We start from the raw sequence: 25739 nt of genomic DNA on the forward strand, positions 1-25739 counted from the left end.
CAAGCGCGGCGAAGCCGGGCGCAGCGGGTCGCCACGCGGTGGTCTGTGTGGCGATCGCAAGCGCGAAAGGCTGTTGATGACCCCGATGCTGCCCGCCGGGCTGGTGGCCAGCGCCGTGGTATCGGCGTCCAGCGCCAATCTTGGTCCCGGCTTTGACAGCATCGGTCTGGCACTGAGCCTGTACGACGAAATCATCGTCGAGACAACCGATTCCGGGCTGGTCGTGCTGGTCGAGGGCGAAGGCGCGGGCCAGCTGCCGGTGGGTCCCGAACACCTGGTGGTGCGCGCCCTGGAGTGCGGTCTGCGGGCAGTCGGGGTCCGCGCGCCGGGCCTGGTAGTGCGCTGCCGCAACGCCATCCCGCACTCCCGCGGCCTGGGCTCGTCGGCAGCCGCGGTGGTCGGCGGCCTGGCGGCCGCAAACGGCCTTGTCGCACAAACGGATTGGACGTCGCTCAGCGCAACCCAACTGATCCAGCTGTCCTCGGAGTTCGAGGGTCACCCCGACAACGCCGCGGCCGCCGTATTGGGCGGCGCGGTCGTTTCGTGGGTCGACCGCAGCGGCGACCGTCCCCAGTATGCGGCCGTGCCGCTGCGGCTGCACCCCGATATCCACCTGTACTCCGCGATTCCCGAGGAACGATCGCTCACCGCCGAGACCCGCGTGCTGCTGCCCGCGCAGGTCAGTCACGAGGACGCGCGCTTCAACGTCAGCCGCACCGCGTTGCTGGTAGTGGCGCTCACCGAACGCCCGGACCTGCTGATGGCGGCCACCGAAGATGTGTTGCACCAGCCGCAGCGCGCTCCGGCCATGCCGGCCTCGGCGGAATATTTGCGCCTGCTGCGACGTCATAACGTGGCAGCGACGCTTTCCGGGGCTGGACCCTCATTGATCGCGTTAACCAGATCGGCGGAGTTGCCCCGCGAAGTGGCGGAGTACGGCGAGGCCAACGGGTTTGCCATCACCGAGATGGCCGCTGGCGAACCAGTTCGCTGGAGTCCCGGAGTCACTGTCGTCGGTTGATCCACGGCGTGGCCGGAGGGTTTGCTTGCTTCCGGCAAGGATGGGGGCTATCCTCGGACGCGTCCAGCAATCGCAGCATCTGCATCTGCATCCATACTGCCTTGCCGCTAGGACACACCAATTCTTCTTGTGGACGAGGTTCGCCGTTTACTCCGCCGATCCAGGCGATCACCGTTGCAATGTCGATGATTGGGCGCACTCGGCAATTTGCCTGAATGCAACGAACCCTCCGTATGACCTGATCAGCGGGGGAAAGAAAGGAAATCCGTGACTGATACGGACCTGTTCACGGCTGGCGAAAACACTGACGCCAATCAAGTCTCGAATGCCGTGACCACAGACACTCCGGACGCGAAACCCAACGTCTCGGGTGGATCACTGTCCACGATGGTGCTGCCCGAGTTGCGCGCGCTGGCCAATCAAGTTGGCGTCAAAGGGACGTCGGGCATGCGTAAGAACGAACTGATCGCCGCGATCAAGGAAGTCCGGGGGCAGGCCAACGGCGCTCCCGCCAATGGCGCCAAGCCCGCTGAGGACAGCGGCAAGCCGGACCACAAAGACGACGACAAGAACGACAACACCAGCGCCGACGCACCGGCGGCCAAGGGCGACCAGAAGAATACGACCGAGGCGCCCCGCCGCGAACGACGCGGCGCTTCCCGCGATGCGGGATCCTCCGCCCGCGGCAACGACGAGGCCGACCGCGAGAGCTCAGGCAGCCGTGAGGGCGCCGCTCCCGGTGAGGGCGACCGCCGCGAGAAGGGCAAGCAAGACAACCAGAATGACGGCCGTGGCCAAGACGGCGGCGGCGACCAGGATCAGAACTCCGGCGGCCAGCAGGGCCGCGGCGGCTCGAACCAGCAGGACGACGACGGCGAGGGCCGTCAGGGCCGGCGGGGACGCCGCTTCCGCGATCGTGACCGTCGCCGCCGGGGTGAGCGCTCCGGTGAGGGCGGCGACACCGAGCTGCGCGAGGACGACGTCGTCCAGCCGGTTGCCGGAATTCTTGACGTTCTCGACAATTACGCGTTCGTGCGCACCTCGGGCTACCTGGCCGGCCCGCACGACGTCTATGTGTCGATGAACATGGTGCGCAAGAACGGTCTTCGTCGTGGTGACGCAGTCACCGGCGCGGTCCGCGTGCCCAAGGAAGGCGAACAGCCCAACCAGCGGCAGAAGTTCAACCCGTTGGTGCGCCTGGACAGTATCAACGGCGGCTCAGTCGAGGACGCCAAGAAGCGCCCCGATTTTTCCAAGCTGACGCCGTTGTACCCCAACCAGCGCCTACGTCTGGAAACCACCAGCGACCGGCTGACCACCCGGGTCATCGACCTGATCATGCCGATCGGCAAGGGCCAGCGCGCGCTGATCGTGTCGCCGCCCAAGGCCGGTAAGACGACGATCCTGCAGGACATCGCCAACGCGATCACCCGGAATAACCCGGAGTGCCACCTCATGGTCGTGCTCGTCGACGAGCGGCCCGAGGAGGTCACCGACATGACCCGCTCGGTCAAGGGCGAGGTCATCGCCTCGACCTTCGACCGGCCGCCCACCGACCACACAGCGGTCGCCGAGCTGGCGATTGAGCGGGCCAAGCGTCTCGTCGAGCAGGGCAAGGACGTTGTCGTGCTGCTCGACTCGATCACCCGGCTGGGCCGCGCGTACAACAACGCGTCGCCCGCGTCGGGCCGAATCCTGTCCGGTGGTGTCGACTCCACCGCGCTGTACCCGCCCAAGCGGTTCCTCGGCGCGGCGCGCAACATCGAGGAGGGCGGGTCGCTGACCATCATCGCCACCGCGATGGTTGAGACCGGCTCCACCGGTGACACGGTCATCTTCGAGGAGTTCAAGGGCACCGGTAACGCGGAGCTCAAGCTGGACCGCAAGATCTCCGAGCGCCGGGTGTTCCCCGCCGTCGACGTGAACCCCTCGGGCACCCGCAAGGACGAGCTTTTGCTGTCGCCCGACGAGTTCGGCATCGTGCACAAGCTGCGCCGGGTGCTGTCGGGTCTGGACTCGCACCAGGCCATCGACCTGCTGATGTCGCAGCTGCGCAAGACCAAGACCAACTACGAGTTCCTGGTCCAGGTGTCCAAGACGACACCCGGGGCGATGGACAACGACTAGCCCACTGGCGGTGGCCCGAGACCGGATCGGGTCACCGGGAATGCCCGGGCGCAGCTCGCTGTTTGGGATGATGGTGGTTGACCTGGCATAATCGGGGCTCGATTATCCGACAACCGCTTGAGGTTCGGAGTTCACGCCCGACCGTCCGAGTTTGGCCGGGGGCGGGCGGCAAACGATCGAAGAGGACATCATGAAAGCTGACATTCACCCCGCCTACGGGGAGACCACGGTGCTCTGCGGGTGTGGCAACACCTTCCAGACGCGCAGCACCAAGGACGGCGGACACATCGTCGTCGAGGTCTGCTCGCAGTGCCACCCCTTCTACACAGGCAAGCAGAAGATCCTCGACAGCGGTGGCCGCGTGGCCCGCTTCGAGAAGCGGTACGGCAAGCGCAACGCCGGCGCTGCTGCCGACAAATAGCTCGGTTCCCGACGCCCGAACTGTGCGCACCGTCGCACAGGCCGGGCGTCGGTTTGCGTTCGGCGTAGTGACAGGCGAAGCGGGGCAGGAGGTGTGGCGGTGACCAAGCCGGTACAGACCATTGATGTGCTGCTGGCCGAGCACGCCGACCTCGAGCGCCGGCTGGCGGATCCGGAATTGCACAGCAATCCCGACGAGGCCCGCAAGGCCGGTCGGCGGTTCGCCCGGCTGGCCCCGATCGTGGGTACCTACCGCAAGCTGGTGGCCGCGCGCGACGATCTGGAAACGGCGCGAGAGCTGGCCGCCGATGACGCGTCCTTCGCCGCCGAGGTGACGGATCTGGAAACCCAGGTGGCCGAGTTGGACACCCAACTCACCGACATGCTGGCGCCGCGTGACCCGCATGACGCCGACGACATCGTGCTCGAAGTGAAATCCGGTGAGGGCGGCGAAGAATCGGCGCTGTTCGCCGCCGACCTGGCGCGGATGTACATCCGCTACGCCGAGCGACACGGCTGGACCGTCACCGTCCTGGACGAAACCACCTCGGACCTGGGCGGCTACAAGGACGCGACGCTGGCCATCGCCAGCAAGGGCGATACCGCCGACGGGGTCTGGTCGCGGATGAAATTCGAGGGCGGAGTGCACCGGGTGCAACGCGTCCCGGTAACGGAATCCCAAGGCCGCGTCCATACTTCGGCGGCCGGCGTGCTGGTGTATCCCGAACCCGAAGAAGTCGGCGAGGTGCAGATCGACGAGTCGGACCTGCGCATCGATGTCTATCGCTCGTCGGGGAAGGGCGGCCAGGGCGTCAACACCACCGACTCCGCGGTGCGCATCACGCACCTGCCTACCGGCATCGTCGTCACCTGCCAGAACGAACGCTCACAGCTGCAGAACAAGGCCCGCGCGCTGCAGGTCCTGGCCGCCCGCCTGCAGGCCCTGGCCGAGGAGCAGGCCCTGGCGGATGCCTCGGCGGACCGGGCCAGCCAGATCCGCACCGTGGACCGCAGCGAACGCATCCGCACCTATAACTTCCCGGAGAACCGGATCGCGGACCACCGCATCAACTTCAAGTCGCACAACCTCGACCAGGTTCTCGACGGCGACCTCGACGCCCTGTTCGAGGCCCTGGCCGCCGCCGACAAGCAGTCCCGGCTGCAACAGGCATGAACGTCCTGCGGCGCGCGATCGACGATGCTGCGGCCACCCTTGCCGAAGCGGGAATCGATTCCGCGCGTTGGGATGCCGAACAGCTGGCCGCCCACCTGGCTGGAACCGACCGCGGGCGCCTGGCCCTGCTGGACCCGCCCGGCGAGGAGTTTTTCGGCCGCTACCGCGACGTCGTGGCGGCGCGCTCCCAACGCGTGCCGCTGCAACATCTGCTGGGGACCGCGGCATTCGGTCCCGTGACGCTACACGTCGGACCCGGGGTTTTCGTACCCCGCCCCGAGACCGAGGCACTACTGGAATGGGCTGTTGCACAACAACTTGCGCCGCGGCCCGTCATCGTCGACTTGTGCACCGGTTCGGGCGCTTTGGCGGTGGCGCTGGCCCACCACCTGCCTGCCGCGCGGATCATCGCGATCGATAACTCCGACGCCGCGCTCGACTACGCGCGCCGCAACGCGCAGGGCACCGCGATCGAGCTGCTGCGCGCCGACGTCACCGAGCTGGCTTCCCGGCCCGCACTGCTCGCCCAACTGGACGGTCGGGTCGACATGGTGGTGGCCAACCCGCCCTATGTTCCCGATGATGCCTTGCTGGATCCCGAGGTCGCGCAACATGATCCGCAGCAGGCGGTCTTCGGCGGTCCGGACGGATTGGCGGTGATCGCGCACCTCGTCCGCCTCGCCGCCCGCTGGCTGCGCCCGGGCGGGCTGATCGGCGTCGAGCACGACGACACCACCTCGGCCCAGACTGCGGAATTATTCGATCGCACAGCAGCATTCGACACCGTCCAGGCCCGAACGGACCTGACCGGCCGACCGCGATTCGTGACGGCCCGCAGGAGGGCGACGGCCGGGGGAGGGAACGTCGCCAATGACTGAGGTCTTCGACTGTGCGGATCCCGGTCAGCGTTCACTGGGAATCGCCGCGGCGGCAGGAGCGCTCAAGGGCGGCCGGCTGGTCGTCATGCCCACCGACACCGTGTACGGCATCGGCGCCGACGCGTTCAACAGCGCCGCGGTCTCCGCATTGCTGTCGGCAAAGGGCCGGGGGCGCGACATGCCGGTCGGGGTGCTGGTCGGCTCGTGGCACACCATCGAGGGACTCGTCTACACCATGCCGGACGGGGCCCGCGACCTGATCCGCGCCTTCTGGCCGGGTGCGTTGAGCCTCGTGGTCAGCCAGGCGCCGTCGTTGCAGTGGGATCTCGGCGACGCCCGCGGCACGGTGATGTTGCGCATGCCGCTGCATCCCGTCGCCATCGAACTGTTGCGTGAGGTCGGGCCCCTGGCGGTGTCCAGCGCCAACATCTCCGGCCGCCCGGCGGCCGTGGACGCCGACGAGGCGCGCAGTCAGCTCGGCGATCTGGTGGACGTCTATTTGGCGGCGGGCCCGGCCGATCAGGCGGCCGCCTCGACGATCGTCGACCTGACCGGTGCGACGCCGCGGATTCTGCGGCCGGGCCCGGTGAGCGCCGAGCAGATCGCGGAAGTGCTCGCCGTCGATCCCGAAAGCCTGACCGCCAAGGCCTGACTGGAGCGGTTGTCGGGGTGCCAGGTTTGTCCAGTACGGTCTCGGTGATGTCCAGCGACGTGACCAACCTTGCCGGTGGGTTGCTCGCGCTGGGCGACCGCGGCGCAGGCGTTCCGCTTCGTGAGCTGGCGTTGGTCGGGTTGACCGCGGCGATCATCACGTACTTCGCGACGGGACCGGTCCGGGTGCTGGCCACCCGGCTGGGCGCGGTCGCCTATCCGCGCGAGCGCGACGTCCACGTCACGCCGACCCCCCGGATGGGTGGGCTGGCGATGTTTCTCGGCGTCATCACGGCCGTCTTTCTGGCGTCCCAACTTCCGGCGCTCACGCGTGGGTTCGTCTACTCCACTGGTATGCCCGCGGTCCTGGTGGCCGGCGCGGTCATCATGGGCATCGGCCTCATCGACGACCGGTGGGGCCTCGACGCCTTGACCAAGTTCGCCGGACAGATCACCGCGGCCAGCGTGCTGGTCACCATGGGCGTGGCGTGGAGCGTCCTCTACATCCCGATCGGCGGCGTCGGCACCATCGTGCTCGACCAGGCCTCGTCGATACTGCTGACCCTCGCGCTGACCGTGTCCGTGGTCAACGCGATGAACTTCGTCGACGGGCTCGACGGCCTGGCCGCCGGGCTCGGACTGATCACCGCGCTGGCCATCTGCATGTTCTCGGTCGGGCTGCTGCGCGACCACGGCGGTGACGTTCTGTTCTATCCGCCGGCGGTGATCTCGGTCGTGCTCGCCGGGGCCTGCCTGGGCTTTCTGCCGCACAACTTCCACCGCGCCAAGATCTTCATGGGCGACTCCGGCTCGATGCTGATCGGTCTCATGCTGTCGGCGGCGTCGACGACGGCCGCCGGCCCGGTCTCGCAGAACGCCTACGGCGCCCGCGACGTGTTTGTCCTCCTGTCGCCGTTCCTGCTGGTGGCCGCGGTCATCTTCGTGCCGATGCTCGATTTGCTGCTGGCAATCGTGCGCCGCACCCGAGCGGGCCGCAGCGCCTTCAGCCCCGACAAGATGCATCTGCATCACCGGTTGCTGCAGATCGGTCACTCGCACCGGCGGGTGGTGTTGCTGATCTATCTGTGGGTCGGGATCGTCGCGTTCGGCGCCGCGAGCACGATCTTTTTCCGTCCCCGCGACACCGCCGCGGTGATGCTGGGTGCGATCGTGGTGGCCGGCATCGCTACGGCGATCCCTCTATTACGCCGTGGGGACGACTACTACGACGAGGAGTAGTAGTGGGGTTCGCGGTGTGGTACGGTGCTGGTAGAACCCCAAAAAGCCGCGCAGGCTACCGGCCCATCGGAGGCTAATTCGACCGGGCTGGTTGAACAGCGGCCTCGGGTGATACCCCTTGGGTGATTCGACTGTGACGTGCGATACGCTCGGCGGACCACCGATCAGTCGGTCGGGGGGGTTCCCGTTCCACCAACCTGGGATTGAGGTGCTGCAGTGACGACACCAGCGCAGGACGCGCCGTTGGTGTTTCCCTCTGTTGCTTTCCGTCCGGTTCGGCTCTTAGCGATCAGCATTGCCATCACCGCAGTGGCGGTGCTCGCCGCCGGACTGTCCGGTCACCTGATGGTCGGAGTCTTCTTCGGTATCGGGCTTCTCCTGGGTTTGCTCAATGCGGTGTTGGTGCGTCGCTCGGTTGAAGCGATTACCGCCAAGGATCACCCGCTGAAAAGGTCGATGGCGGTCAACTCGGCGTCAAGACTGGCCATCATCACCGTCGTCGGGCTGATCATCGCCTACGTCTTCCGGCCCGCCGGCCTGGGCGTTGTGTTCGGACTGGCGCTTTTCCAGGTCCTATTGGTCGCCGCGACAGCGCTCCCGGTGTGGAAGAAGTTGCGCGCCGGCGACTGGGCGGAGCCTTCGGACGGTGCCGAGGGCGGCGTGATCGAAGGATCGGAAGGAACGGAAGGAAGGAACCCCACCGATGCCTGAGACGACGTTCCTGGCCGCGGCGATCGAGGTTGGCGATCACACCCAAGCCAAGTGGCTCGGCATGACCGTCAACACCGACACGATTTTGTCGACCGGGATCGCTGCGGTGATCGTGTTGGCGCTGGCCTTCTTCCTGCGCGCGAAGATCACCTCCAAGGGCGTGCCCAGTGGCGTTCAGTTGTTCTGGGAGGCAATCACCGAACAGATGCGCGGACAGATTGAGAGCGCCATCGGCATGCGGATCGCCCCGTTCGTGCTGCCACTGGCCGTCACCATTTTCGTGTTCATCCTGATCTCCAACTGGTTGTCGGTGCTGCCGCTGCAGTACACCGACAAGTCGGGACACGCCACCGAACTGCTGAAGTCGGCGGCGGCGGACATCAATTACGTTCTGGCGCTGGCCCTTTTCGTCTTCGTCTGCTACCACGTGGCGGGCATCTGGCGCCGCGGCATAATCGGGCATCCGCTCGCCGTGGTGAAGGGCCATGTGGCGTTCTTGGCGCCGATCAACCTCGTCGAAGAGCTCGCGAAGCCGATCTCGTTGTCGCTGCGACTCTTCGGCAATATCTTCGCCGGCGGCATCCTGGTCGCGCTGATCGCGATGTTCCCGCCGTACATCATGTGGGCGCCCAACGCGATCTGGAAGGCCTTCGACCTGTTCGTCGGGGCGATCCAGGCGTTCATCTTCTCGATCCTGACCATTTTGTACTTCAGTCAAGCCATGGAGATCGAGGATCACCATGACTGAGACCGCCACGAAGTGTTCTGTCCCACGCACCATTACAAAGGCCTGGTAGACCCCTACCGGATATCAAGGAGGAAAAGAATGGCAGCCCTGGACCCTCAAATCGCTGCCGCCGCTCTCATCGGCGGTGGCCTGATCATGGGTGGCGGCGCGATCGGCGCCGGCATCGGTGACGGTATCGCCGGTAACGCGCTGGTTTCGGGTATCGCCCGGCAACCCGAGGCGCAGGGCCGGCTGTTCACGCCGTTCTTCATCACGGTCGGTCTGGTCGAGGCGGCCTACTTCATCAACCTCGCGTTCATGGCCTTGTTCGTCTTCGCTACCCCGGTCAAGTAACTCGCTGCAATGGGTGACGCGAGTCTGAGCGTTCTGGCATCCAGCCAGATGGTGGCCGAGGGAGGCAACAACTTCCTCGTTCCCAACGGCACCTTCTTCTTCGTGCTGGCCATCTTCCTGATCGTGCTGGCCGTCATCGGTACATTCGTTGTGCCGCCGGTGATGAAGGTGTTGCGCGAGCGCGACGCCATGGTCGCCAAGACGGTTGCCGACAACAAGAAGGCGGCGGAGCAGTTCGAAGCGGCCAAGGCCGACTACGAAGAAGCCCTCAGCGAAGCGCGGGTTCAGGCGTCGTCGTTGCGCGACAACGCCCGCGCTGAAGGTCGTAAGGTGATCGAAGACGCGCGCGCCCGTGCCGAACAACAGGTGATGTCGACGTTGCAAATGGCATCCGAGCAATTGAAGCGGGAGAGGGACGCCGTGGAACTGGATCTGCGTGCCAACGTGGCTTCGATATCGGCGACGCTCGCCAGCCGGATCCTCGGCGTCGAGGTCGCACCCGCCACTGCGAGCGCATCCGCAACAGGAAAGTCCGGACGGTAATCACGTATGTCGACTTTCATCGGACAGCTGGTCGGATTCGCGGCCATCGTGTTTCTGGTCGTGCGGTATGTCGTGCCGCCGGTGCGTCGACTGATGACCGCTCGCCAAGACACCGTGCGCCAACAGTTGAAAGATGCTGCGACCGCAAGTGATCGGTTGACCGAGTCGACAACGGCACATAGTGAGGCCATCGAATCGGCCAAGTCCGAGGGTGAACGGATCGTCGAGGAGGCCAAGTCCGACTCGGGGCGTATCGCCGAGCAGTTGCGGGCGCAGGCCGATGTCGAGTCGGAACGCATCAACACACAGGGCAGCCGGCAGGTCGATCTCCTGCGTACCCAGCTGAGCCGCCAGCTCCGTTTGGAACTGGGTCACGAAGCGGTTCGCCAGGCGGGCGAGTTGGTACGCAACTTCGTCGCCGACCCGGCACAGCAGTCAGCCACCGTCGACCGCTTCCTCGAGGAACTCGACGAAATGGCGCCCGCGTCGGCCGACGTCCAGTATCCCTTGATGACCAAGATGCGCTCGTCGAGCCGCGTCGCGCTGGGCCATTTGTCGGACAAGTTCGGCACCATAGCCAAAGACCTTGATGACAAGGGGCTTTCGAGTCTGTCCAGTGAACTGGTCGAGGTGGCCCAGATGCTGGACCGCGAGATCGTTGTCACCCGGTATCTCACCGTCCCCGCCGAGGACGGGGCCCCCAGGGTTCGCTTGATCGAGCGACTGGTCTCCGGCAAGGTCGGTGACGCCACACTCGACGTGCTGCGTTCGGCCGTATCTGAGCGTTGGTCGGCCAACTCCGACCTTATCGACGCCATCGAACACGTGTCTCGACAAGCGTTGCTCGAAGTCGCAGAACGTCAGGACAAGGTCGACGACGTCGAAGAACAGCTCTTCCGGTTCTCCCGCATCCTCGACGCGCAGCCGCGACTTTCCATCCTGTTGGGTGACTTCGCCGTTCCGGTGGAAGGGCGAGTTGCGTTGTTGCGCAAGGTGCTTGACAGCGCAAGCGGCAGGGTCAACCCCATCGTGGCTGCGTTGCTGACCCAGACGGTCCAACTGCTCAGGGGCCAGCCGGCCGAGGAGGCTGTTCAGTTCTTGACGGAAGTCGCCGTGGCGCGCCGCGGCGAGATCGTGGCCCAGGTCAGTGCGGCGGCCGAACTCAGCGATGACCAGCGATCTCGTCTCACCGACGTGCTCGGCCGCATCTACGGTCACACGGTGGCGGTGCAGCTGCAGATCGATGCCGAACTACTGGGCGGCCTGCTCATCTCCGTGGCCGATGAAGTGATCGACGGGACGCTCGCTTCTCGCCTTGCCATGGCCGAGGCTCAATTGCCCGACTGACACCAACCATCATCACAATCAGACGCGAATCAAGATCAAGTAGGAAGACGAAAAGCCATGGCCGAGTTGACAATCTCCGCTGATGACATCCAGAGCGCCATCGAGGAGTACGTAGACTCTTTCACGTCCGACACCTCCCGGGAAGAGGTCGGTACCGTCGTCGACGCCGGGGACGGCATCGCGCACGTCGAAGGCCTGCCCTCGGTCATGACCCAGGAGCTGCTCGAGTTCCCCGGCGGCGTCCTGGGCGTCGCGCTCAACCTCGACGAGCACAACGTCGGCGCGGTGATCCTGGGTGACTTCGAGAAGATCGCAGAGGGACAGCAAGTCAAGCGCACCGGCGAGGTCTTGTCGGTCCCCGTCGGCGACGGCTTCCTGGGCCGCGTCGTCAATCCGCTCGGCCAGCCGATCGACGGCCGCGGAGACATCGACACCGACATCCGCCGCGCGCTGGAGATCCAAGCGCCGTCGGTGGTGAATCGGCAGAGCGTGAGCGAGCCGCTGCAGACCGGTATCAAGGCCATCGACGCCATGACCCCGATCGGTCGCGGCCAGCGGCAGCTGATCATCGGCGACCGCAAGACCGGCAAGACCGCTGTTTGCGTGGACACCATCCTCAACCAGCGGGAGAACTGGGAATCCGGCGACGAGCGCAAGCAGGTGCGCTGCGTGTACGTGGCCATCGGCCAGAAGGGCACCACGATCGCGTCGGTCCGGCGCGCGCTGGAAGAGGGCGGCGCGATGGACTACACCACCATCGTCGCGGCGCCGGCATCCGACTCCGCCGGCTTCAAATGGCTTGCGCCGTACACGGGTTCGGCGATCGCCCAGCACTGGATGTACGAGGGCAAGCACGTGCTGATCGTCTTCGACGACCTGAGCAAGCAGGCCGAGGCGTACCGGGCGATCTCGCTGCTGCTGCGCCGCCCGCCGGGTCGCGAGGCCTACCCCGGCGACGTCTTCTACCTGCACTCGCGCCTGTTGGAGCGCTGCGCCAAGCTGTCCGACGAACTCGGTGGCGGCTCCCTGACCGGGCTGCCGATCATCGAGACCAAGGCCAACGACATCTCCGCCTACATCCCCACCAACGTCATCTCCATCACCGACGGGCAGTGCTTCCTGGAGTCCGACCTGTTCAACCAGGGTGTGCGCCCCGCAATCAATGTCGGTGTGTCCGTGTCCCGCGTGGGTGGTGCGGCGCAGATCAAGGCGATGAAGGAAGTCGCCGGCTCGCTGCGACTGGACTTGTCGCAGTACCGCGAACTGGAATCGTTCGCCGCCTTCGCCTCGGACCTGGACGCGACGTCCAAGGCGCAGCTGGAGCGAGGTGAACGCCTTGTCGAGCTGCTCAAGCAGCCGCAGTACCAGCCCATGCCGGTCGAGGAGCAAGTGGTTTCGATCTTCCTGGGCACCGGCGGACACCTGGACTCGGTGCCCGTGGAGGACGTCCGGCGTTTCGAGACCGAGCTGCTGGACCACATGCGGGCTTCGGAGGAGAAGTTCCTGAGCGGTGTCCGCGACAGCGGAAAGCTCTCGGAAGAGGGCGAGAACCAGCTCACTGAGATCATCAACAACTTCAAGAAGGGCTTCGCGGCCACCGGCGGTGGATCGGTGGTGCCCGACGAGCACGTCGATGCACTGGACGAAGCCGACCTGGAAAAGGAGTCCGTACAGGTCAAGAAGGACAAGCCCAAGGACAAGAAGAAGGAATCCAAGGATTCCAAGAAGTCCTCGGACAAGGACAAGAAGTAGCTACCGATGGCAGCAACACTTCGCGAATTACGTGGCCGGATTCGTTCGGCCGGGTCGATTAAAAAGATCACTAAGGCCCAGGAGATGATCGCGACATCGCGCATCGGGAAGGCACAGGCCCGCCTGGAATCCGCCCGACCCTACGCATTCCAGATCACCTCGATGCTCACCACGTTGTCCTCCGAAGCCGCGCTGGACCATCCTTTGCTGGTCGAGCGAGAAGAGCCGAAGCGGGCCGGTGTCCTGGTGCTGTCCTCGGACCGTGGCTTGTGCGGCGCGTACAACTCGAGCATCTTCCGTCGCTCCGAGGAGCTGTTCTCCCTGCTGCGGGAGGAGGGCAAGACGCCGGTTGTCTACACGGTGGGTCGTAAAGCGCTGAACTACTTCAAGTTCCGCAACTGGGACATCACGGAATCGTGGACGGGCTTCTCCGAGCAACCGACGTATGAGAATGCCGCGGAGATCGCGAGGACCTTGGTCGAGACTTTCATGGCCGGGGCGGGCGACGACGAGTCACAGGACGACGAGGGCGTGGACGAACTGCACATCGTCTACTCGGAGTTCAAGTCGATGATGTCGCAGGCCGCGGCGGCCCACCGCATCGCTCCACTGGTCATGGAGTACGTCGAGGACACCGACGAACTCCACACGTTGTACTCGTTCGAGCCCGACGCGACAACGCTTTTCGAGGCGTTGTTGCCGCGGTATGTGACGACCCGGGTTTACGCCGCGTTGCTCGAATCCGCGGCATCGGAGCTCGCGTCGCGTCAACGAGCGATGAAGTCGGCAACGGACAACGCCGATGACCTGATCAAAGAGCTCACGCTGATGGCGAACCGCGAGCGGCAGGCTCAGATCACCCAAGAGATCAGCGAAATCGTCGGCGGCGCAAACGCGCTGGCCGACGCTAAGTAGCACACGAGGAAGAGAAAAATATGGCTGCTACTACTGGAACGACAGAAAAGTCGGACAAATCCACAAAGTCCGAGACCAGCGGCCGCGTGGTGCGAATCACCGGCCCCGTTGTTGACGTCGAGTTCCCGCGCGGCTCCGTGCCGGAGCTGTTCAACGCGCTCAACGCCGAGATCACGTTCGAGGAACTCGCGAAGACCCTGACGCTCGAGGTCGCGCAGCACCTCGGCGACAACCTGGTTCGCACCATTTCGTTGCAGCCCACCGATGGCCTGGTGCGCGGGGTCGAGGTGACGGACAGCGGCAAGCCCATCTCGGTGCCGGTCGGCCAAGAGGTCAAGGGCCACGTTTTCAACGCGCTGGGAGACTGCCTGGACAAGCCGGGCTACGGAGAAGAGTTCGAGCACTGGTCGATTCACCGCAAGCCGCCGCCGTTCGAGGAGCTCGAGCCCCGGACCGAGATGCTGGAGACGGGCCTGAAGGTCGTCGACCTGCTCACCCCGTACGTGCGTGGCGGCAAGATCGCGCTGTTCGGCGGTGCCGGTGTGGGCAAGACGGTACTGATCCAGGAGATGATCAACCGCATTGCCCGGAACTTCGGTGGTACTTCGGTTTTCGCCGGTGTTGGTGAGCGCACCCGTGAGGGCAACGACCTGTGGGTCGAGCTCAAGGAAGCCGACGTGCTCAAGGACACCGCGCTGGTGTTCGGTCAGATGGACGAGCCGCCCGGCACCCGTATGCGGGTGGCGCTGTCCGCGCTGACCATGGCCGAATGGTTCCGTGACGAGGCCGGCCAGGACGTGCTGCTGTTCATCGACAACATCTTCCGGTTCACCCAGGCCGGGTCCGAGGTGTCGACCCTGCTCGGTCGTATGCCGTCCGCGGTGGGTTATCAGCCGACGCTGGCCGACGAGATGGGCGAGCTGCAGGAGCGCATCACCTCGACGCGAGGCAAGTCGATTACGTCCATGCAGGCCGTCTACGTGCCCGCCGACGACTACACCGACCCGGCGCCGGCGACGACGTTCGCCCACCTCGACGCCACCACCGAGCTGTCGCGTTCGGTGTTCTCCAAGGGCATCTTCCCCGCCGTGGACCCGCTGGCGTCGAGCTCGACCATCCTGGACCCGAGTATCGTCGGCGACGATCACTACCGCGTTGCGCAGGAAGTCATCCGAATCCTGCAGCGGTACAAGGATCTTCAGGACATCATCGCGATCCTCGGTATCGACGAACTGTCCGAAGAGGACAAGCCGCTCGTCCAGCGTGCCCGGCGCATCGAGCGCTTCCTGTCGCAGAACATGATGGCGGCCGAGCAGTTCACCGGCCAGCCGGGCTCGACGGTGCCGCTGAAGGAGACCATCGAGTCGTTCGACCGCCTGACCAAGGGAGATTTCGACCACATCCCGGAACAGGCGTTCTTCTTGATCGGTGGCCTCGACGACTTGGCTAAGAAAGCCGAAAGCTTTGGCGCCAAACTGGAATCCTGAGGCGTGAGCGAAAAAGGCTCTGAAAGGCTTGTGGCATGGCGGAATTGAACGTTGAGATAGTCGCCGTCGACCGAAAGATCTGGTCGGGTGAGACAACGTTTCTGTTCACCCGCACCACCGTCGGTGAGATCGGCATCATGCCGCGGCACATCCCGCTGGTAGCGCAGTTGGTCGACGACGCAATGGTGCGCGTCGAACGCGACGGCGAAGACGATCTGCGGATCGCGGTCGACGGTGGATTCTTGTCCGTCACCGAGGAATCGGTGACCATACTTGCCGAATCCGCCGAGTTCGAGTCGGAGATCGACGAGAGCGCCGCCAGGGAGGCTGCTGAGTCCGATGATCCGCGCATCGCCGCCAGAGGGCGCGCGAGATTGCGCGCCGTCGGCGCGATCGACTGACCGCCGATGAGCGCGCCCATGGTCGGCATGGTCGTGCTCGTCGTCGTGCTGGCGGGCGCTGTCGTCGGGCTGAGCTATCGGCTGTGGAAGCTGCGTCAGGGCGGCACGGCCGGGATCATGCGAGACGTTCCCGCGGTCGGAGGCCACGGCTGGCGGCACGGCGTAATCCGTTACCGCGGTGGTGAAGCCGCGTTCTACCGGCTCTCCAGCCTGCGACTGTGGCCGGACCGGCGGCTGAGCCGGCGGGGCGTGGAGATCGTGTCCCGGCGCGCGCCGCGCGGCGATGAGTTCGACATCATGACCGACGAGATCGTCGTCATCGAGCTGCGTGACACGACCCAGGACCGCAGGTCTGGCTACGAGATCGCCTTCGACAAGGGCGCGTTGACCGCGTTCCTGTCCTGGCTGGAGTCGCGTCCCTCACCCCGTTCCCGCCGCCGCAGCCTGTAGGTGGGGGCCCACGGCTGACTACGCGCCTGCGTTCTCGCCGCCGGGTTTCCATAGCACGTCGCCGTCGGGGTTGGCCACGCGCGACAGGATGAACAGCAGATCCGACAGGCGGTTCAAGTATTTCGCCGGCAGGACGTTGACCTGTCCGGGCGCGGCGTCGATGGCAGCCCACGCCGACCGCTCGGCTCGACGTACCACGGTACGGGCCACGTGCAGCAACGCCGACAACGGCGAACCACCGGGCAGCACAAACGAATTCAGCTTCGGAAGCGGCTCGTTATATGTGTCACACCATTTTTCGAGCCGATCGATGTAGGGCTGGGTGACCCGCAGCGGCGGATATTCGGGGTTTTCGACCACAGGAGTCGACAGATCCGCGCCGGCATCGAACAAATCGTTCTGGATCTGCCGCAGCACACCCGTGAGCTTCTCGTCCGGCTGACCGACGGCGACGGCGACGCCGATCGCCGAGTTGGCTTCGTCACAATCGGCGTACGCCACCAGGCGAGGGTCGTTCTTGGAGACACGCGAGAAATCACTCAATCCCGTGGTGCCGTCATCGCCGGTTCGTGTGTAGATGCGAGTCAGGTGTACAGCCATGAGCAAACCGTACTCGGGTGTGGGTTGGCCGACTGACAAGCCGATACCGCTTCACTAGACTGACGCGGGTGGCTGAGCGATTCGTGGTGACCGGCGGAAACCGGTTGTCAGGCGGAGTCGCAGTAGGGGGCGCAAAGAACAGCGTGCTCAAGCTGATGGCCGCGACGCTGTTGGCCGAAGGCACCAGCACGATCACCAACTGCCCCGACATCCTGGATGTGCCGCTGATGGCGGAGGTGCTGCGCGGCCTGGGCGCGACCGTTGAACTGGACGGCGACGTCGCGCGGATCACCTCTCCGGATGAGCCGAAGTACGACGCCGACTTCGCGGCGGTGCGACAGTTCCGCGCGTCGGTGTGCGTGCTGGGACCGCTGGTCGGCCGATGCAAGCGCGCCCGCGTCGCGCTGCCGGGCGGCGACGCGATCGGATCGCGCCCGCTGGACATGCATCAGGCCGGGCTGCGCCAACTCGGTGCGCAATGCAACATCGAGCACGGATGCGTGGTGGCACAAGCCGATACGTTGCGCGGGGCGGAGATTGAGCTGGAGTTCCCCTCGGTGGGTGCCACCGAGAACATCCTGATGGCCGCGGTCGTGGCCGAGGGCGTGACCACCATCCACAACGCGGCACGCGAGCCCGACGTCGTGGATCTGTGCACGATGTTGAACCAGATGGGCGCGCAGATCGAGGGCGCGGGGTCGCCGACGATGACCATCACCGGCGTCCCCAAACTGCACCCGACCGAGCACCGCGTCATCGGGGATCGCATCGTCGCCGCCACCTGGGGGATCGCCGCTGCGATAACCCGCGGCGATATCACGGTGACGGGCATCGACCCGGCGCACCTGCAGGTGGTGCTGCACAAGCTGCACGACGCCGGCGCCACCGTCACCCAAACCGACAACAGCTTCCGGGTGGCGCAGTACGAACGACCGAAGGCCGTCAACGTGGCGACCTTGCCGTTCCCCGGATTCCCGACGGACCTGCAGCCGATGGCGATCGCCCTGGCTTCGATCGCCGACGGCACGTCGATGATCACCGAGAACGTATTCGAGGCGCGCTTTCGATTCGTTGAAGAAATGATCCGCCTCGGCGCCGACGCCCGAACCGACGGGCATCACGCCGTCGTCCGGGGGCTGCCGCAATTGTCGAGCGCACCGGTGTGGTGCTCGGACATTCGGGCCGGCGCCGGCCTGGTCTTGGCCGGGCTTGTCGCCGACGGAGACACCGAGGTCCACGACGTCTTCCACATCGATCGCGGCTACCCGTTGTTCGTGGAAAACCTGGCGATTTTGGGAGCGGAGATCGAGCGGGTACAGTAACCAAAGTCAGTGCCCCACAAGCGCGGTCACCAACGCGAAGGTGGACGAGAGCGGGGCCTTGACTCCCTCGCTGGATTGGTACTAGCCTGGCACGGCTGCTCCCGACACGGTCTCTAGAAGATCAAAACTGGGAGTTGACTTACCTGCCGGATCTGTATTAAGCTGGCAGGGTTGCCCCAAAACGGGCGAAACAAGTGTTGTTTGAGAACTCAATAGTGTGTTTGGTTTATTAATTTGTTGTTGTTTTTTGACCATATTTTGCACCCCCCGTGTGTGGGTATGGTCGTTTTTTGATGCCAGTTTTTTGGTGTCTTTTTGTTAGGTCAGATTTTCTCTGATTGTGAATTCACCTCGTTCTGCGAGGAGTTTTTGTTTGGAGAGTTTGATCCTGGCTCAGGACGAACGCTGGCGGCGTGCTTAACACATGCAAGTCGAACGGAAAGGCCTCTTCGGAGGTACTCGAGTGGCGAACGGGTGAGTAACACGTGGGCAATCTGCCCTGCACTTCGGGATAAGCCTGGGAAACTGGGTCTAATACCGGATAGGACCTTAAGACGCATGTCTTTTGGTGGAAAGCTTTTGCGGTGTGGGATGGGCCCGCGGCCTATCAGCTTGTTGGTGGGGTGATGGCCTACCAAGGCGACGACGGGTAGCCGGCCTGAGAGGGTGTCCGGCCACACTGGGACTGAGATACGGCCCAGACTCCTACGGGAGGCAGCAGTGGGGAATATTGCACAATGGGCGCAAGCCTGATGCAGCGACGCCGCGTGGGGGATGACGGCCTTCGGGTTGTAAACCTCTTTCACCATCGACGAAGGTTCGGGTTTTCTCGGACTGACGGTAGGTGGAGAAGAAGCACCGGCCAACTACGTGCCAGCAGCCGCGGTAATACGTAGGGTGCGAGCGTTGTCCGGAATTACTGGGCGTAAAGAGCTCGTAGGTGGTTTGTCGCGTTGTTCGTGAAATCTCACGGCTTAACTGTGAGCGTGCGGGCGATACGGGCAGACTAGAGTACTGCAGGGGAGACTGGAATTCCTGGTGTAGCGGTGGAATGCGCAGATATCAGGAGGAACACCGGTGGCGAAGGCGGGTCTCTGGGCAGTAACTGACGCTGAGGAGCGAAAGCGTGGGGAGCGAACAGGATTAGATACCCTGGTAGTCCACGCCGTAAACGGTGGGTACTAGGTGTGGGTTTCCTTCCTTGGGATCCGTGCCGTAGCTAACGCATTAAGTACCCCGCCTGGGGAGTACGGCCGCAAGGCTAAAACTCAAAGGAATTGACGGGGGCCCGCACAAGCGGCGGAGCATGTGGATTAATTCGATGCAACGCGAAGAACCTTACCTGGGTTTGACATGCACAGGACGCGTCTAGAGATAGGCGTTCCCTTGTGGCCTGTGTGCAGGTGGTGCATGGCTGTCGTCAGCTCGTGTCGTGAGATGTTGGGTTAAGTCCCGCAACGAGCGCAACCCTTGTCTCATGTTGCCAGCGGGTAATGCCGGGGACTCGTGAGAGACTGCCGGGGTCAACTCGGAGGAAGGTGGGGATGACGTCAAGTCATCATGCCCCTTATGTCCAGGGCTTCACACATGCTACAATGGCCGGTACAAAGGGCTGCGATGCCGTAAGGTTAAGCGAATCCTTTTAAAGCCGGTCTCAGTTCGGATTGGGGTCTGCAACTCGACCCCATGAAGTCGGAGTCGCTAGTAATCGCAGATCAGCAACGCTGCGGTGAATACGTTCCCGGGCCTTGTACACACCGCCCGTCACGTCATGAAAGTCGGTAACACCCGAAGCCAGTGGCCTAACCTTTTGGAGGGAGCTGTCGAAGGTGGGATCGGCGATTGGGACGAAGTCGTAACAAGGTAGCCGTACCGGAAGGTGCGGCTGGATCACCTCCTTTCTAAGGAGCACCACGAAAAGCACTTCAATTGGTGAAGTGCGAGCCGTGAGGGGTTCTCGTCTGTAGTGGACGAAAACCGGGTGCACAACAGCAAATGATTGCCAGACACACTATTGGGCCCTGAGACAACACTCGGTCGAACCGTGTGGAGTCCCTCCATCTTGGTGGTGGGGTGTGGTGTTTGAGTATTGGATAGTGGTTGCGAGCATCTAGATGAACGCGTGGTCCTTCGTGGCCGGCGTGTTCATCGAAATGTGTAATTTCTTTTTTAGTTCTTGTGTGTAAGTAAGTGTTTAAGGGCGCATGGTGGATGCCTTGGCATCGAGAGCCGATGAAGGACGTGGGAGGCTGCGATATGCCTCGGGGAGCTGTCAACCGAGCATTGATCCGAGGATTTCCGAATGGGGAAACCCAGCACGAGTGATGTCGTGTTACCCGTATCTGAATATATAGGGTACGGGAGGTAACGCGGGGAAGTGAAACATCTCAGTACCCGTAGGAGAAGAAAACAATTGTGATTCCGTCAGTAGTGGCGAGCGAACGCGGAACAGGCTAAACCGCACGCATGTATAACCGGGTAGGGGTTGTGCGCGCGGTGTTGTGGGATTGATATGTCTCAGCTCTACCTGGCTGAGGGGTAGTCAGAAAGTGTCGTGGTTAGCAGAAGTGGCCTGGGATGGCCTGCCGTAGACGGTGAGAGCCCGGTACGCGAAAACCCGTCACCTACCTTGTATCAACTCCCGAGTAGCAGCGGGCCCGTGGAATCTGCTGTGAATCTGCCGGGACCACCCGGTAAGCCTAAATACTTCTCGATGACCGATAGCGGATTAGTACCGTGAGGGAATGGTGAAAAGTACCCCGGGAGGGGAGTGAAATAGTACCTGAAACCGTGTGCCTACAATCCGTCAAAGCCTCTTCGTGGGGTGATGGCGTGCCTTTTGAAGAATGAGCCTGCGAGTCAGGGACACGTCGCGAGGTTAACCCGTGCGGGGTAGCCGCAGCGAAAGCGAGTCTGAATAGGGCGCATCCCCTTTGGGGTGTAGTGGCGTGTTCTGGACCCGAAGCGGAGTGATCTACCCATGGCCAGGGTGAAGCGCGGGTAAGACCGCGTGGAGGCCCGAACCCACTTAGGTTGAAGACTGAGGGGATGAGCTGTGGGTAGGGGTGAAAGGCCAATCAAACTCCGTGATAGCTGGTTCTCCCCGAAATGCATTTAGGTGCAGCGTTGCGTGGTTCACCACGGAGGTAGAGCTACTGGATGGCCGATGGGCCCTACTAGGTTACTGACGTCAGCCAAACTCCGAATGCCGTGGTGTAAAGCGTGGCAGTGAGACGGCGGGGGATAAGCTCCGTACGTCGAAAGGGAAACAGCCCAGATCGCCGGCTAAGGCCCCTAAGCGTGTGCTAAGTGGAAAAGGATGTGTAGTCGCAAAGACAACCAGGAGGTTGGCTTAGAAGCAGCCACCCTTGAAAGAGTGCGTAATAGCTCACTGGTCAAGTGATTATGCGCCGATAATGTAGCGGGGCTCAAGCACACCGCCGAAGCCGCGGCACATTCACCGTACGGTGGATGTGGGTAGGGGAGCGTCCCTCATTCAGCGAAGCCTCCGGGTGACCGGTGGTGGAGGATGGGGGAGTGAGAATGCAGGCATGAGTAGCGATAAGGCAAGTGAGAACCTTGCCCGCCGTAAGACCAAGGGTTCCTGGGCCAGGCCAGTCCGCCCAGGGTGAGTCGGGACCTAAGGCGAGGCCGACAGGCGTAGTCGATGGACAACGGGTTGATATTCCCGTACCCGTGTATAGGCGTCCCTGATGAATCAGCGGTACTAACCACCCAAAACCGGATCGACCATTCCCCTTCGGGGGCATGGAGTTTCGGGGCTGCGTGGAACCTTCGCTGGTAGTAGTCAAGCGATGGGGTGACGCAGGAAGGTAGCCGTACCAGTCAGTGGTAATACTGGGGCAAGCCTGTAGGGAGAGCGATAGGCAAATCCGTCGCTCATTAATCCCGAGAGGTGATGCATAGCCGATTGAGGCGAATTCGGTGATCCTCTGCTGCCAAGAAAAGCCTCTAGCGAGCACATACACGGCCCGTACCCCAAACCAACACAGGTGGTCAGGTAGAGAATACCAAGGCGTACGAGATAACTATGGTTAAGGAACTCGGCAAAATGCCCCCGTAACTTCGGGAGAAGGGGGGCCGGAATACCGTGAACACCCTTGCGGTGGGAGCGGGATTCGGCCGCAGAAACCAGTGGGTAGCGACTGTTTACTAAAAACACAGGTCCGTGCGAAGTCGCAAGACGATGTATACGGACTGACGCCTGCCCGGTGCTGGAAGGTTAAGAGGACCCGTTAACCGTAAGGTGAAGCGGAGAATTTAAGCCCCAGTAAACGGCGGTGGTAACTATAACCATCCTAAGGTAGCGAAATTCCTTGTCGGGTAAGTTCCGACCTGCACGAATGGCGTAACGACTTCCCAACTGTCTCAACCATAGACTCGGCGAAATTGCACTACGAGTAAAGATGCTCGTTACGCGCGGCAGGACGAAAAGACCCCGGGACCTTCACTACAACTTGGTATTGGTGTTCGGTACGGTTTGTGTAGGATAGGTGGGAGACTGTGAAGTACAGACGCCAGTCTGTATGGAGTCGTTGTTGAAATACCACTCTGATCGTATTGGACACCTAACGTCGAACCCTTATCGGGTTCACGGACAGTGCCTGGCGGGTAGTTTAACTGGGGCGGTTGCCTCCTAAAATGTAACGGAGGCGCCCAAAGGTTCCCTCAACCTGGACGGCAATCAGGTGTTGAGTGTAAGTGCACAAGGGAGCTTGACTGCGAGACTTACAAGTCAAGCAGGGACGAAAGTCGGGACTAGTGATCCGGCACCTCTGAGTGGAAGGGGTGTCGCTCAACGGATAAAAGGTACCCCGGGGATAACAGGCTGATCTTCCCCAAGAGTCCATATCGACGGGATGGTTTGGCACCTCGATGTCGGCTCGTCGCATCCTGGGGCTGGAGCAGGTCCCAAGGGTTGGGCTGTTCGCCCATTAAAGCGGCACGCGAGCTGGGTTTAGAACGTCGTGAGACAGTTCGGTCTCTATCCGCCGCGCGCGTCAGAAACTTGAGGAAACCTGTCCCTAGTACGAGAGGACCGGGACGGACGAACCTCTGGTATACCAGTTGTCCCACCAGGGGCACGGCTGGATAGCCACGTTCGGACAGGATAACCGCTGAAAGCATCTAAGCGGGAAACCTTCTCCAAGATCAGGTTTCTCACCCTTTTAGAGGGATAAGGCCCCCCGCAGACTACGGGTTCGATAGGCCAGACCTGGAAGCCCAGTAATGGGTGCAGGGAACTGGCACTAACCGGCCGAAAACTTACCAACACACAATCGCAACCACAGTCCATTTCGGCGGCAATTTGGCGCAGAAAAGCTCGACGCCACACCCCCCACCAAACAAATTTAAATAGAGTTACGGCGGCCACAGCGACAGGGAAACGCCCGGTCCCATTCCGAACCCGGAAGCTAAGCCTGTCAGCGCCGATGATACTGCCCTTTCGGGTGGAAAAGTAGGACACCGCCGAACATACACAAAAACACCCCCGGCAACGGGGGTGTTTTTGCATGCGCAATTAATCGAATAGTGTCAAATTCTCCCGTTGCTTTTCCAATTCGAGCAATGTGCGCTTTCGGCCGAGCCCACCGCCGAAGCCGGTGAGACTTCCGTTGGCCCCGATGACCCGATGGCAGGGAACGACGATCGCGATCGGGTTGTGGCCGTTGGCCAACCCGACGGCGCGGGCGGCGCCCGGCGCTGCGATCTGCTCGGCGATTTCGCCGTAGGAGCGGGTTTCGCCGTACGGAATGGTCAGCAGCGCCCGCCATACTCGGCGCTGAAATTCGCTGCCTCGCAGGTCGAGTTCGACATCGAAATCCGTGAGCTCGCCGGCGAAATACGCGCCGAGTTGTTCGACGGCCTCGCCGAACGCCCGCGGGTTCGGCGACCATCCGGTGCGGCTCGGTTCGTAGGTCTGGTCGACCATTCGAAGATTCGTCAGCACCGAGCCGTGACCGGCCAGGGTCAGCAGCCCGATCGGGCTGTCGATGGTGCGGTACTCGGTCATGCGACCTCCTGTGGCGGCCAATGGTTTACCGGATGCTCGAGCGTGGTCCAAAGGTATTGGGTGGCGTAGGAACGCCAGGGTCGCCACCGCGCACTGCGCGCGACGAGCGAGCGCTCGTCGGACGGGAAGCCCAGCTGTTCGGCGGCCAGCCTCAGGCCCAGATCGCTGGCGGGGAACGCGTCGGGATCGCCGAGGCCGCGCATTGCGATCACCTCCGCGGTCCAGGGGCCCACGCCGGGCAGGGCGAGTAATTGCGTTCGGGCGCTTTCCCAGTCGCAGCCGGCGCTGAGCACGACACTGCCGTCGGCCAGGCCGGCGACCAGAGCGTTCAGCGTTCGTTGCCGGGACTTGGGCACCGCCAAATGCATGGGGTCGATGTCCGCGAGCTGCTCAACGGACGGGAAGGTGTGCGTCAGGGTTCCCTCGGGATCGTTGATCGGCCGCCCGTAGGCGGCGACCAGGCGGCCGGCGTGGGTGCTCGCTGCCTTGGTGGACACCTGCTGGCCGAGGACCGCGCGCACCGCGAGTTCGGCTTCGTCGACGGTGCGGGGAATCCGCTGTCCCGGCGCCTTGGCTACGACGGCGCTGAACTCCGCGTCCCCGCCCAGCGTCTCGTCCACCGCTTCCGGATCGGCATCGAGGTCCAGCAGCCGACGGCAGCGCGCGGTAGCCGTAGTCAGATCACGGAAGTCGTCGAGCACGAGGACGCACCGGACGTGATCGACAGCGGGCGTCAGGCTGACGATCGCGTTGCCGAACGGGAGTCGCAGACTGCGCCGGTACGCGCCGTTGCGGACCTCCTCGCAACCGGGCACGGTGCCCGCCGCCAGGTGACCGAAGACGCCGGCATAGGCGAACGGCGTGCGCACCGGGAGTCGAAGACACACGGTGCCAGGCGAATTCGGGGCCGATGCGGAACGTAGCGCCGCGCGTTGGCGCAGCGCGCTCGGTGTGTTTTCGAACACCGAGCGAACGGTGTCGTTGAACTGGCGGATGCTGGAAAAGCCGGCCGCGAATGCGACGTCGCCGAATGGCAGATCCGTCGTCTCGATCAACACCCGGGCGGTCTGTGCGCGTTGCGCGCGGGCCAGTGCGAGTGGGCCGGCCCCGACTTCGGCCTGCAACAGCCGCTCCAGCTGCCGCGTCGTGTAACCGAGGCGGGCGGCCAGGCCACCGACGCCTTCACGTTCCACGGTCCCGTCGGCGATCAGGCGCATCGTTCGCGCCACGACGTCACCGCGCACATTCCATTCCGGGGATCCAGGGGACGCGTCGGGGCGGCACCGCTTACAGGCCCGAAAGCCGGCCCGCTGAGCGGCGGCCGCCGTCGGGTAAAACCGGACGTTACGGGCGAACGGTGGCCGCACCGGGCAACTGGGCCGGCAGTAGATGCGGGTGGTCATCACCGCGGTGACGAACCAGCCGTCGAACCGCGCGTCCTTAGACTGGACGGCGCGGTAGCAGCGTTCGAAGTCGTCGTGCACGGTTCCCAGACTTACACCCGCCCACCGACAAAACTGGCGGAAAAGCGACATCGTGGTGGGATGGGCCTGAGGGCGAGGAATCGGAGGTGGGTGGCTCGCTCT

The 25739-nt window shown here is 63.5% G+C and carries 20 protein-coding genes, 3 rRNA genes and 1 pseudogene; 21 read left to right on the forward strand and 3 right to left on the reverse strand.

Annotated elements, in window-relative coordinates; all coding sequences use genetic code 11:
- Window positions 1–85 precede the first annotated feature (85 nt).
- The 17 genes and pseudogenes from thrB (at window position 86) to MTY59_RS16355 (ending at window position 16197) form a co-directional block, all read left to right on the forward strand.
- Window positions 86–1021 (forward strand): homoserine kinase, encoded by a 936-nt coding sequence (gene thrB / locus MTY59_RS16275; protein WP_415822371.1) that lies wholly within the window; start codon window positions 86–88, stop codon window positions 1019–1021.
- A gap of 267 nt (window positions 1022–1288) precedes the next feature.
- Window positions 1289–3148 carry a transcription termination factor Rho gene (gene rho, locus MTY59_RS16280; RefSeq protein ID WP_221042064.1) on the forward strand — a complete coding sequence of 620 codons (1860 nt, stop codon included), beginning with the start codon at window positions 1289–1291 and terminating at the stop codon, window positions 3146–3148.
- 190 nt (window positions 3149–3338) lie between these two features.
- A complete protein-coding gene (gene rpmE, locus MTY59_RS16285) occupies window positions 3339–3569 on the forward strand; it encodes a 50S ribosomal protein L31 (protein ID WP_007773875.1) in 231 nt (76 codons plus the stop codon).
- Between the two features lie 99 nt (window positions 3570–3668).
- Window positions 3669–4742 (forward strand): peptide chain release factor 1, encoded by a 1074-nt coding sequence (gene prfA / locus MTY59_RS16290; RefSeq protein WP_221042065.1) that lies wholly within the window; start codon window positions 3669–3671, stop codon window positions 4740–4742.
- Window positions 4739–5620, forward strand: coding sequence for a peptide chain release factor N(5)-glutamine methyltransferase (prmC, locus tag MTY59_RS16295; protein WP_221042066.1), 882 nt, complete (start codon window positions 4739–4741; stop codon window positions 5618–5620). Before prfA ends, prmC begins: the two co-directional genes overlap by 4 nt.
- Window positions 5613–6272 carry an L-threonylcarbamoyladenylate synthase gene (locus tag MTY59_RS16300; protein WP_221042067.1) on the forward strand — a complete coding sequence of 220 codons (660 nt, stop codon included), beginning with the start codon at window positions 5613–5615 and terminating at the stop codon, window positions 6270–6272. Before prmC ends, MTY59_RS16300 begins: the two co-directional genes overlap by 8 nt.
- Before the next feature lie 28 nt (window positions 6273–6300).
- Window positions 6301–7510 (forward strand): annotated as a pseudogene (locus MTY59_RS16305) (glycosyltransferase family 4 protein); the annotation flags it as partial.
- Between the two features lie 216 nt (window positions 7511–7726).
- On the forward strand, window positions 7727–8221 hold the full coding sequence (locus MTY59_RS16310) for an ATP synthase subunit I (protein ID WP_221042069.1): 495 nt from the start codon (window positions 7727–7729) through the stop codon (window positions 8219–8221).
- Window positions 8214–8969 carry a F0F1 ATP synthase subunit A gene (gene atpB / locus MTY59_RS16315; RefSeq protein ID WP_064950621.1) on the forward strand — a complete coding sequence of 252 codons (756 nt, stop codon included), beginning with the start codon at window positions 8214–8216 and terminating at the stop codon, window positions 8967–8969. Before MTY59_RS16310 ends, atpB begins: the two co-directional genes overlap by 8 nt.
- 87 nt (window positions 8970–9056) lie before the next feature.
- A complete protein-coding gene (locus MTY59_RS16320; protein ID WP_065052998.1) occupies window positions 9057–9302 on the forward strand; it encodes a F0F1 ATP synthase subunit C in 246 nt (81 codons plus the stop codon).
- Between the two features lie 9 nt (window positions 9303–9311).
- A complete protein-coding gene (locus MTY59_RS16325) occupies window positions 9312–9845 on the forward strand; it encodes a F0F1 ATP synthase subunit B (protein ID WP_221042070.1) in 534 nt (177 codons plus the stop codon).
- 6 nt (window positions 9846–9851) lie between these two features.
- Entirely contained in the window at window positions 9852–11192 is a 1341-nt protein-coding gene (locus MTY59_RS16330; RefSeq protein WP_221042071.1) for a F0F1 ATP synthase subunit B/delta, read from the forward strand.
- A 57-nt stretch (window positions 11193–11249) separates the two neighbouring features.
- The gene (gene atpA / locus MTY59_RS16335) at window positions 11250–12944 is read left to right on the forward strand and encodes a F0F1 ATP synthase subunit alpha (protein WP_221042072.1); all 1695 of its coding nucleotides are present in this window, start codon (window positions 11250–11252) and stop codon (window positions 12942–12944) included.
- 6 nt (window positions 12945–12950) lie between these two features.
- On the forward strand, window positions 12951–13859 hold the full coding sequence (locus MTY59_RS16340; RefSeq protein WP_221042073.1) for a F0F1 ATP synthase subunit gamma: 909 nt from the start codon (window positions 12951–12953) through the stop codon (window positions 13857–13859).
- 20 nt (window positions 13860–13879) lie between these two features.
- Window positions 13880–15346 carry a F0F1 ATP synthase subunit beta gene (gene atpD / locus MTY59_RS16345; RefSeq protein ID WP_221042074.1) on the forward strand — a complete coding sequence of 489 codons (1467 nt, stop codon included), beginning with the start codon at window positions 13880–13882 and terminating at the stop codon, window positions 15344–15346.
- 35 nt (window positions 15347–15381) lie between these two features.
- Complete coding sequence (locus MTY59_RS16350) at window positions 15382–15747, forward strand: F0F1 ATP synthase subunit epsilon (RefSeq protein ID WP_221042075.1); 366 nt, start codon at window positions 15382–15384, stop codon at window positions 15745–15747.
- Window positions 15748–15753: 6 nt separating this feature from the next.
- Window positions 15754–16197 (forward strand): DUF2550 domain-containing protein, encoded by a 444-nt coding sequence (locus MTY59_RS16355; RefSeq protein WP_221042076.1) that lies wholly within the window; start codon window positions 15754–15756, stop codon window positions 16195–16197.
- Window positions 16198–16215: 18 nt separating this feature from the next.
- Here MTY59_RS16355 and MTY59_RS16360 read toward each other — a convergent pair whose 3' ends face one another.
- Window positions 16216–16797 carry a cob(I)yrinic acid a,c-diamide adenosyltransferase gene (locus MTY59_RS16360; protein WP_221042077.1) on the reverse strand — a complete coding sequence of 194 codons (582 nt, stop codon included), beginning with the start codon at window positions 16795–16797 and terminating at the stop codon, window positions 16216–16218.
- A 68-nt stretch (window positions 16798–16865) separates the two neighbouring features.
- Here MTY59_RS16360 and murA point away from each other — a divergent pair, with 68 nt between their 5' ends.
- The 4 genes from murA (at window position 16866) to rrf (ending at window position 23615) form a co-directional block, all read left to right on the forward strand.
- Entirely contained in the window at window positions 16866–18119 is a 1254-nt protein-coding gene (murA, locus tag MTY59_RS16365; RefSeq protein ID WP_221042078.1) for a UDP-N-acetylglucosamine 1-carboxyvinyltransferase, read from the forward strand.
- A 370-nt stretch (window positions 18120–18489) separates the two neighbouring features.
- Window positions 18490–20020, forward strand: a 16S ribosomal RNA gene (locus MTY59_RS16370).
- A gap of 283 nt (window positions 20021–20303) precedes the next feature.
- Window positions 20304–23413, forward strand: a 23S ribosomal RNA gene (locus MTY59_RS16375).
- Between the two features lie 89 nt (window positions 23414–23502).
- A 5S ribosomal RNA gene (rrf, locus tag MTY59_RS16380) occupies window positions 23503–23615 on the forward strand.
- Together the 16S, 23S and 5S rRNA genes form the textbook arrangement of a ribosomal RNA operon.
- Window positions 23616–23661: 46 nt before the next feature.
- Here the strand turns inward: rrf and MTY59_RS16385 are convergent.
- The gene (locus MTY59_RS16385; RefSeq protein WP_221042079.1) at window positions 23662–24153 is read right to left on the reverse strand and encodes a methylated-DNA--[protein]-cysteine S-methyltransferase; all 492 of its coding nucleotides are present in this window, start codon (window positions 24151–24153) and stop codon (window positions 23662–23664) included.
- The gene (locus MTY59_RS16390) at window positions 24150–25637 is read right to left on the reverse strand and encodes a DNA-3-methyladenine glycosylase 2 family protein (RefSeq protein WP_221042080.1); all 1488 of its coding nucleotides are present in this window, start codon (window positions 25635–25637) and stop codon (window positions 24150–24152) included. Before MTY59_RS16390 ends, MTY59_RS16385 begins: the two co-directional genes overlap by 4 nt.
- Window positions 25638–25739 lie beyond the last annotated feature (102 nt).

This window comes from Mycobacterium senriense (assembly GCF_019668465.1).
Classification (GTDB): Bacteria; Actinomycetota; Actinomycetes; order Mycobacteriales; family Mycobacteriaceae; genus Mycobacterium; species Mycobacterium senriense.